Annotated in this window: 12 protein-coding genes; 8 read left to right on the forward strand and 4 right to left on the reverse strand. The window is 64.7% G+C overall.

The window, feature by feature from the left end; all coding sequences use genetic code 11:
• Positions 1 to 147: 147 nt before the first annotated feature.
• Positions 148 to 750 carry an RBBP9/YdeN family alpha/beta hydrolase gene (locus FVF58_RS03910; protein WP_149668606.1) on the reverse strand — a complete coding sequence of 201 codons (603 nt, stop codon included), beginning with the start codon at positions 748 to 750 and terminating at the stop codon, positions 148 to 150.
• Positions 751 to 1064: 314 nt separating this feature from the next.
• Between FVF58_RS03910 and FVF58_RS03915 the strand changes: the two genes are divergently transcribed.
• From FVF58_RS03915 to FVF58_RS03940, 6 genes are all read left to right on the forward strand, one after another.
• Positions 1065 to 2006, forward strand: coding sequence for a 2-hydroxyacid dehydrogenase (locus FVF58_RS03915; protein ID WP_149668607.1), 942 nt, complete (start codon positions 1065 to 1067; stop codon positions 2004 to 2006).
• Between the two features lie 65 nt (positions 2007 to 2071).
• On the forward strand, positions 2072 to 2998 hold the full coding sequence (locus FVF58_RS03920; protein ID WP_149668608.1) for a hydroxymethylglutaryl-CoA lyase: 927 nt from the start codon (positions 2072 to 2074) through the stop codon (positions 2996 to 2998).
• Between the two features lie 85 nt (positions 2999 to 3083).
• Entirely contained in the window at positions 3084 to 3605 is a 522-nt protein-coding gene (locus FVF58_RS03925) for a YbaK/EbsC family protein (protein ID WP_149668609.1), read from the forward strand.
• Between the two features lie 4 nt (positions 3606 to 3609).
• Entirely contained in the window at positions 3610 to 3837 is a 228-nt protein-coding gene (locus FVF58_RS03930; protein ID WP_149668610.1) for a DUF1289 domain-containing protein, read from the forward strand.
• The gene (locus FVF58_RS03935; RefSeq protein ID WP_149668611.1) at positions 3834 to 4307 is read left to right on the forward strand and encodes a MaoC family dehydratase; all 474 of its coding nucleotides are present in this window, start codon (positions 3834 to 3836) and stop codon (positions 4305 to 4307) included. Before FVF58_RS03930 ends, FVF58_RS03935 begins: the two co-directional genes overlap by 4 nt.
• A complete protein-coding gene (locus FVF58_RS03940; protein WP_149668612.1) occupies positions 4304 to 5224 on the forward strand; it encodes an MBL fold metallo-hydrolase in 921 nt (306 codons plus the stop codon). The genes FVF58_RS03935 and FVF58_RS03940 overlap by 4 nt, the downstream gene beginning before the upstream one ends.
• 374 nt (positions 5225 to 5598) lie before the next feature.
• On the opposite strand, the gene FVF58_RS03945 is transcribed toward FVF58_RS03940, so the two are convergent.
• A complete protein-coding gene (locus tag FVF58_RS03945; RefSeq protein WP_149668613.1) occupies positions 5599 to 6498 on the reverse strand; it encodes a DMT family transporter in 900 nt (299 codons plus the stop codon).
• Positions 6499 to 6612: 114 nt separating this feature from the next.
• Between FVF58_RS03945 and FVF58_RS03950 the strand changes: the two genes are divergently transcribed.
• Positions 6613 to 7083, forward strand: coding sequence for an Lrp/AsnC family transcriptional regulator (locus FVF58_RS03950; RefSeq protein WP_149668614.1), 471 nt, complete (start codon positions 6613 to 6615; stop codon positions 7081 to 7083).
• Between the two features lie 54 nt (positions 7084 to 7137).
• Here FVF58_RS03950 and FVF58_RS03955 read toward each other — a convergent pair whose 3' ends face one another.
• On the reverse strand, positions 7138 to 8025 hold the full coding sequence (locus tag FVF58_RS03955) for an alpha/beta fold hydrolase (protein ID WP_149668615.1): 888 nt from the start codon (positions 8023 to 8025) through the stop codon (positions 7138 to 7140).
• A gap of 327 nt (positions 8026 to 8352) precedes the next feature.
• Here FVF58_RS03955 and FVF58_RS03960 point away from each other — a divergent pair, with 327 nt between their 5' ends.
• The gene (locus FVF58_RS03960; protein ID WP_149668616.1) at positions 8353 to 9324 is read left to right on the forward strand and encodes an NAD(P)H-dependent flavin oxidoreductase; all 972 of its coding nucleotides are present in this window, start codon (positions 8353 to 8355) and stop codon (positions 9322 to 9324) included.
• A 104-nt stretch (positions 9325 to 9428) separates the two neighbouring features.
• Here FVF58_RS03960 and icmF read toward each other — a convergent pair whose 3' ends face one another.
• A complete protein-coding gene (icmF, locus tag FVF58_RS03965; protein WP_149668617.1) occupies positions 9429 to 12929 on the reverse strand; it encodes a fused isobutyryl-CoA mutase/GTPase IcmF in 3501 nt (1166 codons plus the stop codon).
• Positions 12930 to 12958 lie beyond the last annotated feature (29 nt).

Raw genomic sequence — 12958 nt, forward strand, 5'->3', positions numbered from 1 at the left:
TGAATTCCGTGGCCACATCAGCGTGCGGCGTGAAGCGCGATTCTAACGGATCGCTTTCCGGGCCAGCGGCGCGCGTCGTGCCCGCTCACGCTGCGCATGCGTTGCGCGCAAGACTCGCATGACAGGCCGCACGCCGCGTCACATCGCTCACACGAACGCGGGCTGCGCGGCCTCGAACGCCTCTTCGCGAAAGCGCAGCGGTGCCGCGCAATGCACGAGCGTATCGATGAAATACTTGGCGCGCGGCCACGGGCCGAAACCGGCCGCGGTGTTGATATGCCCCGCGTCGCCGAGATTGACGAACGCACTGCCGAACCGCTGCGCGAGATCGCGCGCACCGGCGAGCGGCATCCACGGATCGGTTTCGCTGCCGATCAGGATTGACGGCACGCCGAGACGGCGCGCGTCGAACGGTCCCGTGAATGCGAATTTCCGCGGGCTCGCGGGCGCCACGAACAGCACGCCGACCACATCGTTCGCATACGACGCCTGCTGCAACGCATGCGCGGCCGCGAGGCAGCCGAAGCTATGCGCGGCCAGCACGAACGGCCCGCGCTCGCGTGCGAGCAGATCGCGCAGCGACTGTGCCCAGCGCGTGACATCCGGCGCATCCCAGTCGGCCTGTTCGACCCGCAGCGAGCGCGCGAACTGCCGCTCCAGCCATGATTGCCAGTGCGCGCCCTCACTGCCGTGCAAGCCGGGAACGGTGACGAGCCGTGGCGGCCATGTCGATCTGGTGCATGAAAGCATAGGTGCCTCATCGCGGGAATCCGGGCAGCCATTGTCTCGCCGCGAGCCTGACGAACGAACCAAGTTTTTGTGCTTTGGTTATGGCTCGGCGCGTGAGCCAATGCGGTGGCCAACACGGCCTGGCTCTGCGGGCACGTGGACCCAAGTCCCGCACGCCCGTGCGCAAGCGCGCGCGATCCGTGTCGAAAAAGTAGAATGAAGCCTATCCATAGAGGAGGAGGCCTCATGCAGCAAGCGTCGTCAGAAGCGCCGCAGCCGTCGCGACGTGGCTTCCTCGTCACCCGACCCGACAACACAGGCGCTTTTCGGACCGTATGAAAATCCTCTTTTACATGCCGCATGCCGACGCCGCCGCGTGGTTGCACGACTTCGCCCGCGCGCTGCCCGAGGCCGATCTGCGCGAATGGCAACCGGGCGACACCGCACCCGCCGATTTCGCGGTCGTGTGGCGTCCGCCGCATGAGATGCTGGCCGGCCGCGACGACCTGCGCGCCATTTTCAATCTTGGCGCGGGCGTCGACGCGATCCTCGCGCTCGAACACGAACGGCCCGGCACGCTGCCGCGCAACGCCCAGTTGATCCGCCTCGAAGACACCGGCATGGGTCCGCAAATGGCCGAGTACGTGACGCACGCGGTGCTGCGTTACCTGCGCCGTTTCGACGAATATCAGGCGCTGCAAAACGAACGCCGCTGGCACGTGCTCGATCCGCATCAGCGCGAAACCTTCACGGTCGGCGTGCTCGGTCTGGGCGTGCTCGGCGCTCAGGTGGCGCAAGCGGTCGCGGCGTTCGGCATGCCGGTGCGCGGCTACAGCCGAGGCGCGCGGCAAATCGACGGCATCACCACGTTTGCCGGCGCGGCGCAGTTCGACGCGTTTCTCGACGGCGTGAAGGTGCTGGTGAATCTGCTGCCGCATACGCCGGATACGCGCGACGTGCTGAACGCGCGGACCTTTTCGAAACTCGCGCGCGGCGCGTATCTGATCAACGTCGCGCGCGGCGGCCATCTGGTCGAAGCGGATCTGCTCGACGCGCTCGCGAGCGGCCAGCTCGCCGCCGCCACGCTCGACGTGTTCCGCGAAGAGCCGCTGCCCGACGATCATCCGTTCTGGCAGGCGCCGCGCATCACGATCACACCGCACATGTCCGCGTTGACGCTGCGTGAAGAAAGCGTCGAACAGGTCGCTCGGAAAATCGAAGCGCTCATGCGGGGCGAGACCGTCGGCGGCGTGGTGAGTCTCGAACGCGGCTACTGATGTGATTGAACCGAACTGAACAAGCGAACTGAAAAAGCGCCGCCTCGCGCGGCAGGAGACAGATCATGGCCTTACCGCAGCAAGTGAAAATCGTCGAAGTCGGTCCGCGCGACGGACTGCAGAACGAAAAAGACTTCGTGCCGACCGCGACCAAGATCGAGTTGATCAACCGTTTGGCCGCGGCGGGTTTCCGCAATGTCGAGGCGGCCTCGTTCGTATCGCCGAAATGGGTGCCGCAGATGGCCGACGGCGCCGACGTGATGGCCGGTATCGAACGCCGGCCGGGGACGATCTACTCGGTGCTGACGCCGAACCTGCGCGGCTTCGAAGGCGCGCTCGCCGCGCGTGCCGACGAGATCGTGATCTTCGGCGCCGCCAGCGAAGCGTTTTCGCAGAAGAACATCAATTGCAGCATCGCGGAAAGCATCGATCGATTCGCGCCGGTCGCAGCGGCCGCCAAACAACATGGCGTGCGGATTCGCGGCAGCGTGTCGTGCTCGCTCGGCTGTCCGTATCAGGGCGAGGTGCCGGTCGCGTCGGTGGTGGATGTGGTCGAACGCTTCGCGGCGCTCGGCTGCGATGAAATCGATATCGCCGATACGATCGGCGTGGGCACTGCGAAGCGCACCCGCGAAGTGTTCGAAGCGGTGACCCGTGTGTTTCCGCGCGAGCGCCTGTCCGGCCACTTCCACGACACCTACGGCCAGGCGCTCGCGAACATCTACGCGGCGTTGCAGGAAGGCATCGAGATCTATCACGCGTCGGTGGCGGGGCTGGGCGGCTGCCCGTATGCGAAGGGTGCGACCGGCAACGTCGCCACCGAAGACGTGCTGTATCTGATGAACGGTCTCGGCATCGAGACCGGCATCGATCTCGCGCAGGTCGTGGCGATCGGCGATTTCATCTCGACGCAGATCGGCCGTCCCAACGTGTCGCGCGCCGGTAAAGCGCTGCTCGCCAAGGCGCGCAGTGACGCGGCGAACTGCGCTTGAGCGTATCCCGGCGCATCGAGGCGTGTCTGGATTTCACCAGCCTCGCTCATCGAACCCATTCAACTATCAATCAGGACCTGAAGCGATGACCGACCACGTGTCCCTCGAATCCGACGATCTCACCGTGTTGCCCGACTCGGCACGCCGCGTCGCGCTGTTGTTGCGCGAACGTGGTCACGCCGGGCGAGTCGTGATGTTGCCGGAGACCGGCAAGACTTCCGCCGAAGCCGCCGCTGGACTCGGCTGCTCGGTCGCGCAGATCGCCAAGTCGATCCTGTTTCGCCGCCGCGACGACGATGCGCCGGTGCTGGTGATCGCGAGCGGCGCGAATCGCGTCGACGAAAAGAAGGTGGCCGCGCAGGTCGGCGAGATCGGCCGGGCTGACGCGAAATTCGTCCGCGAAAAAACCGGCTATGCGATTGGCGGGGTCTGTCCGATCGGTCACGCCACTGAGCCGGTCACGCTGATCGACGCCGACCTGCTCGTGCTCGACAGCCTGTGGGCCGCCGCGGGGCATCCGCATGCGGTGTTCAATCTGACGGCGCAGGAGTTGATCGCATTGACGGGCGCACCGGTCGTGGACGTGGCGTTGCGCGAAACGGCGTGACGCGATGACCGCCCGTATGGATCACGCAGACGAACACGGCGCCGTGTTGTCGCCCTGCATCGGCGTGTGCGCGATGGATGCATCGACCGGCTGGTGCGAAGGGTGCCTGCGCACCATCGACGAGATCGCCGGCTGGTCGCTGTTCGACGACGACGAGAAGCGCGCGGTATGGGACGCCATCGAGCTACGCCACGCGCAGTGCATGGCGAACCAGACAAAGGTGAAGCGATGAACGCGCCGCCGCGCATCGTCACGATCGGCGAGACGTTCAGCTCGATGTTCGAGTTGTCGGCGGACTCGGTGAAATCGTTCGCGACGCTCGTCAACGATCTCAACCCGCTACACCACGACGAGACCTATGCCGCGCAAAGCCGCTTCGGCGGTCTGATCGCGTCCGGCACGCAGCCAAGCGCGCATTTCATGGCGCTGCTGGCGACGCATTTCTCGACCTACGCGCAACCGCTCGGCCTCGAGTTCGATATCAAGCTAAAGAAGGCCGTCCATGCGCACGACTCGCTGACCATCCGCTGGCGCGTGCGTGACGCTTACTGGAAGCCGAGCCTGAACGGCGATCTGACGCATCTCGAAGGCACTGTCGTGAACCAGCACGGCGAGACGGTGTTGACAGGCAGTTCGACCATTCTCGTGATGCCGAAGCCCGAAGCGTCCACGCACGCGAACGCGCAGGTCCGTGCGCCATGATCGCGCTGCCGGAGTCGATCCGGGTCTTCGAACGCGGCTGGCTTTCGTCGAACAACGTGCTCCTGGTCGACGACGCCTGCGCCGCGCTCGTCGACACCGGCTATGCAACGCATGCGCCGCAAACGCTCGCGCTGCTGCGACAAACGCTCGGCGCGCGGCCGCTCGATCTGATCGTCAACACGCATCTGCATTCTGACCATTGCGGCGGCAATGCGCTGTTGCAGGCGGCGTGGCCGTGCCGCACTGTGATTCCCGCATCCGAAGCCGACGCCGTGCGCGACTGGGACGAAGCGCGCCTCACCTTTCGCGCGACTGGTCAAACCTGCGAGCGCTTCAGCTTCACCGGCACGATTGCGCCCGGCGCGCAATTGCGGCTCGGCGCGCTGGACTGGCAGGTACTCGGCGCGCCCGGCCACGATCCGCATTCGCTGATGCTGTACTGCGCGCACGAGCGCATCCTGATCAGCGCGGACGCACTGTGGGAAAACGGCTTCGGTGTAATTTTTCCCGAGCTGGAAGGCGAAAGCGGGTTCGCCGAAGAACAGGCGGTGCTCGACGCGATTGCCGGGCTGGACGTGCGCCTCGTGATCCCTGGCCATGGTGCGCCGTTCACGAACGTCGAACAGGCGCTTGAACGGGCCTTTTCGCGCGTCGCGTGGCTGCGCGCCGATCCCGCGCGCAACGCGAGAAACGCGTTGAAGGTGCTGATCGTGTTCAAGCTGCTCGAAATCCGCGCGATCAGTTTCGACACGCTGCTGCAAATGCTCGACGACGCCGCCGTGATGCGCGCCGCGGCGTCGATGCTCAAGCCGCGTGGCGAATGGCCTGCGCTGGTGAAGGATATCGTCGGCGAATTGGCGGCGAAAAATGGACCACTGGAGATGGATGGCACGCGGATCATCGCGCGCCGGGCGTAGTGCGCGGGTGCTGATGCGCGCTAGCGCATCAGCTTGTGTGGGAAAGCGTCGTCAGACCCTCTGCACAAAACGGTGCCACAAAAAGAAAAGCCGCTCGACCATCGAGGCGAGCGGCGGAAATTCTGTCGGACGTGATCAGCGTCGCTATGAATGATACGCGTGGCGGTTTTTTCACCGCATCGGTGATTTCCCTACAGAAGATTGACACCGCCATTTAAGGCCGCATACACACGGTGTTACGAGACCATGACATCGCGCGGCTTACGCGCCATTGGTCCGCTCATATGAACGATCGTGCGTAATAGCACCCAATAGCACGCCCAAGTTATTCGGAATCCGTAGCGTTGCTGCTGACCAGATAAACGCAGCGTTTTTCACGTCGACGAAAAGCGCTTCTGCGGCACGATCCGCCAGCCGAGATTGACACCCGCGGCTGCCAGCAGAATCAGCACTGCGCCGAGCACCTGAATCCATGCAAGCGTCTGCCCGAATGCGACGCGATCGACGATGATCGCCACTACCGGATAGATGAACGACAGCGCGCCGGTCATCGAAGTCGGCAACTTCTGGATCGCGCCGTACAACAGCACATACATGAGCCCGGTATTGACGACGCCAAGCACGACCAGCTCGAGCCACTGCGCACCGCTCGCCGGCAGCGCGTCGAAGCGCACGAACGGCGCGAGCATCACCACGCCGAGCGAAACCTGGATCAACGCGATCAGATGCGGCGGCGTACCCTTGAGCCGCTTCGTGATGATCGACGACACCGCGTACATCGCCGCCGCGCCCACGGCATAAGCGACCCCGACGAGATACTGGCCCGGCACCGCGAGCACCGCTGGCTCGACCTTCACGACGAACACGAGCCCGATGAACGCGACCACCAGCCACGCTACCGTCGACGCGCTGATACGCTCGCGAAACACCAGCGCGCCGAGCGCGACCAGCATGAAGGGCTGCGTGTTGTAGACGGCCGTCGCCATCGAGATCGACGCGCGCGAATACGCGGCGAACAGCAACACCCAGTTGATGACGATCGCCGCGCCGCCGAGCAGCGCGAGGCCGACCATTTGCCACGAGAACAGCCTGCGCCTGAAGAGGCCGAGCACCGCGCACACGAGCGCCAGCGTCGCGCCACCGAAAATGCAGCGGAAAAACACCACGTTGAACGGGCTTTGCTGCGACGACACCACCAGCCAGCCGATGGTGCCGGACATCAGCATCGCCATGCTCATCTCCGCGGCCCCACGGCGAATTTCATTGGATGCCATGATTCGATCCTCGAATTGATTCCTGCATGACCAGCAGTGTAATTAATCCGATTGCGCGAATACATGACTAAACTTAGGCCATCCGCCGATGCAACCTAATAATCGAAGGCCATCATGAGCAAACGCCTTGCCACATCCACGCCCGCGTCGCTCGACGACACTGACCGGGCGCTTCTCGCTGCGCTAGCTGAGGACGCCCGCCAGGCGGTCAGCGAACTGGCGCGCGCGGTAGGACTCTCGGCGCCGAGCACCGCCGAACGCATCCGGCGGCTCGAAGCACAAGGGGTGATCGAACGCTTCACGGTGCAGATCAATCCACGCGCGCTCGGTTTCACGCTGCAGGCGATCGTGCGCGTGAAGCCCTTACCCGGTCAGTTGCATCTGGTGGAAGAGGTGATCCGGCGTATTCCGGAGTTTGTCGAATGCGACAAGGTGACCGGCGACGATTGCTTCATCTGCCGCCTGTATCTGCATTCGATCGAGCAACTCGACGAGATTCTGTCGAAAGTAACCGAGCGCGCGGAGACCAGCACCGCGATCGTCAAATCGACGCCGGTCGAGCGCCGTCTGCCGCCGCTCGGTTGAACGACACGCGCCGCCGCGCTCGCGACGGCGCATGAAACCAGCCGCCGAGCGCTGCTATTCGACCGCTTCGAAGAACGACAGCATTTCCGCAACCAGTTCGTCCGGCGCTTCTTCGGGAATGTAATGCCCGCACGACAGCGCACGGCCACTCACGTCGCGCGCCACGTGACGCCATTCGGCGAGCGCGTCGAAGCACTTCTCGATCACACCTTTATCGCCCCACAACACGCGAAGTGGACAGCCGATCTTGTTGCCCCGTTCGATGTCGGCACGATCGTGTTCAAGGTCGATGCTCGCCGACGCGCGGTAGTCCTCGCACATCGCATGCACGGCGCCCGGTTGCGCGAGCGCCGCGCGATAGGCTTCGAGTGCGGCGGGCTCGAACGGCGCCAGGCCTGCATGGCGACTGCCCATCACCGCATCGACATAAGCGGCCGGGTTTGCGCCGATCAGCGTTTCGGGCAACGGCTCCGGTTGAATCAGGAAGAACCAGTGGAAATAGTGTGTCGCGAACGTGCGGTCGGTGGCTTCGTACATCGCGAGCGTCGGCGCGATGTCGAGCAGCATCAGACGCTCCACCGCGTCCGCGTGATCCAGTGCCATCCGGTGCGCAACGCGCGCGCCGCGATCGTGCGCGCACACGAGGAATTTCGCGAAGCCGAAATGGCGCATCACAGCCACCTGATCAGCCGCCAGCGTGCGTTTGGAATACGGCATGTGCGTAGCGTCGCCCGGCGGTTTGCCCGACGCGCCATAACCCCGCAGATCGGTCGCGATGACGGTAAAGTGTGCCGCCAGTTGCGCGGCGCAGCGCTGCCAGATCAGATGCGACTCCGGATGACCGTGCAACAGCAACAAAGGCGGCCCTGCTCCGCCCTTCACTCCAAAAATATCGACATCGCCCACGGCGACGCGAAAGGGCGTGAAATTCTCGAAGGCCATGGCGTCTCTCTCTCTTTTGTCATTTGTGAGTGACTGCATTGTAGAAGCCCCAAATGCATGCACGGGGTGGGATATCCCACGCAAGCATAGAACCTGAACACTCCTTCCAACCGTTCGAAACAAAGCCGCCAGCGCGAAACTCGCGCTTCACCTATAATCGAACGACCGTTCTTTAATTTTCGAGCGGCCTTGCCCGATGCGTGCGGAGATCGTCGCGGCAGCGTGAACCAGTCCGCTGCGACACGCCGCATCCCATGTGCCGCTAAACTCACCCAACGCCGGGCGCCCAACCTCGCACCGGTTCGCTCAAATCAGGAGACTCGCACCATGGCATTGCCCGCCGTCCTGCAAAACCTTGCGCTGCCCGTCGTCGCTTCGCCGATGTTCATCGTCAGCTATCCGGAACTCGTGCTGGCCCAATGCAAGGCCGGCATCGTCGGCTCGTTCCCCGCGCTGAATGCCCGCCCCGCCGAGCTGCTCGACGAATGGCTCACGCAGATCCAGACGCAACTCGCCGAGCACACGGCGGCCAACCCCGCTGCGATCGTCGGGCCGATCGCCGTCAACCAGATCGTCCATCAGTCCAACACACGGCTCGAACAGGATGTGCGTGTGTGCGTCGAACACAAGGTGCCGATCTTCATCACGAGCCTGCGCGCGCCCGCACGCGAGATCGTCGATGCCGTGCATAGCTACGGCGGCATCGTGCTGCACGACGTGATCAATCTGCGTCACGCGCAGAAGGCGCTGGACGCCGGCGTCGACGGCCTGATTCTGGTGGCGTCGGGCGCGGGCGGCCATGCGGGCACGACCTCGCCGTTCGCGCTGGTCGGCGAAGTACGGCGCATCTTCGACGGCCCGATCGTGCTGTCCGGCTCGATTGCCAACGGCGGCTCGATCCTCGCGGCCCAGGCGATGGGCGCGGACCTCGCCTACATGGGCACGCGCTTCATCGCAACCCGGGAAGCGCACGCGGTCGACAGCTACAAGCAGGCGATCGTCAATTCAACGGCGTCGGACATCATCTATACGAATCTGTTTACCGGCGTGCATGGCAACTACATCCGCGAAAGCATTCTGAACGCGGGGCTGGACCCGGACGCGCTGCCTGAGTCGGACAAGAGCAAGATGAACTTCGGCAGCGACAAGGCGAAGGCATGGAAAGACATCTGGGGCGCAGGCCAGGGCGTCGGCCTGATGGACGATGTGCCGAGCGTCAGCGAACTGGTGCAGCGTTTGTCGAAGGAATATGAGGACGCGAAGGCGCGGCTGGGGATTGCGCGCCCGGCTTCGCGCTAACGCGCGGACTCAAGCAGCGCGCGCTGGCGCTCCGTTGCTGCGGCTCGCCCAATGCCGGGCCGCAGCGCATGCCGTGCATCCGCTGTAAGCGGTGCACTGCGCGCCTACATGTTGCGGCGGTACTGTCCACCCACCTCGAACAACGCGTGGGTGATCTGCCCGAGCGAGCACTCACGCACCACGTCCATCAACACCGCGAACACGTTGTCATCGTCGATCACCGCGCGCTTCAGACGTTCGAGCGCCCCCGGCGCCGCTTCGCGATGCCGGGCCTGGAAAGCGCGCAGACGTCGCAACTGGCTCTGTTTTTCAGCATCGGTGGAGCGGGCCAGCACGATCGGCTGTGGCGCTTCATGCGGATGCGCGCTCAAGAACGTGTTCACGCCGACGATCGGATACGAACCGTCATGCTTGCGATGCTCGTACAGCATCGACTCGTCCTGGATGCGCCCGCGCTGGTAACCGGTCTCCATCGCGCCAAGCACGCCGCCGCGCTCAGTCAACCGGTCGAATTCGGCGAGCACCGCCTCCTCCACCAGATCGGTCAGTTCGTCGATCACAAAGCTGCCCTGGTTCGGATTCTGGTTCTTCGCGAGTCCCCATTCGCGGTTGATGATCAACTGGATCGCCACCGCGCGGCGCACCGAATCCTCGGTCGGCGTGGTGATCGCTTCGTCGAAGGCATTGGTGTGCAGCGAATTGCAGTTGTCGTAGATCGCGATCAGCGCCTGCAGCGTGGTGCGGATATCGTTGAAGTCGATCTCCTGCGCGTGCAGGCTGCGGCCCGAAGTCTGCACGTGATACTTGAGCTTCTGGCTGCGCTCGTTCGCGCCGTATCGCTCGCGCATCGCGACCGCCCAGACGCGTCGCGCAACGCGGCCCAGCACCGTGTACTCGGGGTCCATGCCGTTCGAAAAGAAGAACGACAGATTCGGCGCGAAGTCGTCGATCGACATGCCGCGCGCCAGATAGGCCTCGACGTAGGTGAAGCCGTTGGCCAGCGTGTAGGCGAGTTGCGAAATCGGATTCGCGCCGGCCTCCGCGATGTGATAGCCGGAGATGGACACCGAATAGAAATTACGCACGCCGTGCTCGACGAAATACGCCTGAATATCGCCCATCACTTTCAGGCTGAACTCGGTAGAAAAAATGCAGGTGTTCTGGCCTTGGTCCTCCTTCAGGATATCGGCCTGCACGGTGCCGCGCACGTTCTCCAATGCCGCGCGGCGGGTCGCCGCGAGTTCGTCGTCCGTGAGCGGGCGGCCTTGTTGCGCTTCCATGCGCGCGATCTGCTGATCGATGGCGACGTTGAAGAACATCGCGAGGATGGTCGGCGCGGGGCCATTGATCGTCATCGAGACCGAGGTTTGCGGCGAGCACAGGTCGAAGCCGTCGTACAGCGCTTTCATGTCGTCGAGCGTCGCGACCGACACGCCCGAATTGCCCACCTTGCCGTAGATGTCCGGACGCTCGTGCGGTTCTTCGCCGTATAGCGTGACAGAGTCGAACGCGGTCGAAAGGCGTTTGGCCGGCATGCCCTCGGAGAGCAGTTTGAAGCGGCGGTTGGTGCGTTGCGGATCGCCTTCGCCGGCGAACATGCGGGTGGGGTCTTCGTTCTCGCGGCGGAATGGGAACACGCCGGCGGTGAAAGGGAAGTAGCCCGGCAGATTGTCGAGCATCAGCCAGCGCAGGATTTCGCCGTGGTCGACGAACTTCGGCAACGCGACCTTGCGGACTTCGGAGCCGGAGAGCGTCGTCACGGTGAGCGCGGTGCGAAGTTCGCGGTCGCGAATGCGGACGACGTGTTCGGCACCGGAATAGGCGGCCACGGTCTGCGGCCAGGTGTCGAGGAGTTTGCGCTCGCGCTCACCTAGCGCGGCGGTGCGGTGGGCGATCAGGGTGTCGAGGGGGACTGGAGCGTGGTGGGTCGCAGCAGTGACGCTCGCCTCCTCGAGCATGCGGCGCGCCTCGATCAGTTGCCAACGCTCGCGCGCGATGCGCGCTTGCGCTTCGGCTCGCTCGCGGTAAACGTGAACCGTCTGCGCAATGTCGGCCAGATAGCGCACGCGCGCCGGCGGCACGATCGCGTTGCGGCCGCTCGAAAAGCGCAGACCGTCAGGCGCCGCCAGATGCCCGCCGCCGGAGCGCAGCCCATACGCGCGCAGGGCGTCGGCGATCTGCCGATACAACGCGGTCACGCCGTCGTCGTTGAAGCGCGAAGCGATCGTGCCGAACACCGGCATCTCCTCGGGCGACTTCGCGAAGTCGGCGCGATTACGCTGCACCTGCTTGGCGACGTCGCGCAATGCGTCCGGCGCACCTTTGCGATCGAACTTGTTGATCGCGACGAAGCCGGCAAAGTCGAGCATGTCGATCTTCTCCAGCTGGCTCGCCGCGCCGAACTCGGGCGTCATCACGTACAACGATGCGTCGACGAAGGGCACGATCGCCGCATCGCCCTGCCCGATTCCGGATGTCTCGACGATGATCAGATCGAAGCCCGCCGCTTTGCACAGCATCAACGCGTCGGGCAGCGCGTCGGAGAGTTCGCTCGACGCTTCGCGCGTCGCCATCGAACGCATGTAGACGCGCGCGCCGTTGCCCCAGTCGCCGATCGCGTTCATGCGGATGCGGTCGCCCAGAAGCGCGCCACCCGACTTGCGGCGCGACGGATCAATGGCCAGCACGGCGATGGTGAGCGCGTCGCCATAATCGAGCCGGAAACGGCGGATCAGCTCGTCGGTGAGCGACGATTTGCCGGCGCCGCCCGTGCCGGTGATGCCGAGGACGGGAATCGCGGCGGCTTTGGCGAGGGCTGACAGTGTTGCGCGGCCGGTGGGATCGACGGCGTTCGCTTCGAAGGCGCTGATCAGTTGCGCGAGGCGGCGGAAGGTGGGGGATGCGGGGTCGGACGGGTTGGCGGTGTTCTCCGTGCTCACGGTGCGATTAGCATCCGCGCCGCGGCTCGTCGCGTCGGGCGCATCGCCCACTTGGCCCGCTTCCCCAGCGGAACTACCCGCGCCTGCCACCTGCTCGTCGCCACGTTTCGCACCGCGCGCTTCGAACCGCGGCAGCCGCCGCGCCGACAGATCCGCGACCCACTCCTCGACCGCCGACTGCCCCGCGTCCATCGCCGCGCGCGCGCCTGGCGCGCAGCGCCCGATCATGTCGTCGATCATCCCTTGCAGCCCGAGCCGCTGGCCGTCGTGCGGCGAATAGATCTTTTCGACGCCATAGCGCTCAAGCTCGGCGATCTCTTCGGGGACGATCACCCCGCCGCCGCCGCCGAACACCTTGATGCGCTCGCCGCCGCGCGCGCGCAGCAAGTCGACCAGATAGCGGAAGTATTCGTTGTGACCGCCCTGGTAGCTGGACACGGCGACGCCGTCGGCGTCCTCGTGCAGCGCGGCGTTGGCAACTTCAGCGACGGAGCGGTTGTGGCCAAGGTGGATCACCTCTACGCCGCTCGACTGCAGGATGCGCCGCATGATGTTGATCGACGCATCGTGGCCGTCGAACAACGCGGCGGCGGTGACAAAGCGCAGGCGCCGGCCCGCGGGCAGCTTCTGGCCGCCCGCGCGCTGCGGCGTGGACAGATCGGTCATGTCTCCCCCAGATCGTTACGCGTATGGGT

It is taken from the genome of Paraburkholderia panacisoli, from assembly GCF_008369935.1.
In the GTDB taxonomy this organism is placed as follows: domain Bacteria; phylum Pseudomonadota; class Gammaproteobacteria; order Burkholderiales; family Burkholderiaceae; genus Paraburkholderia; species Paraburkholderia panacisoli.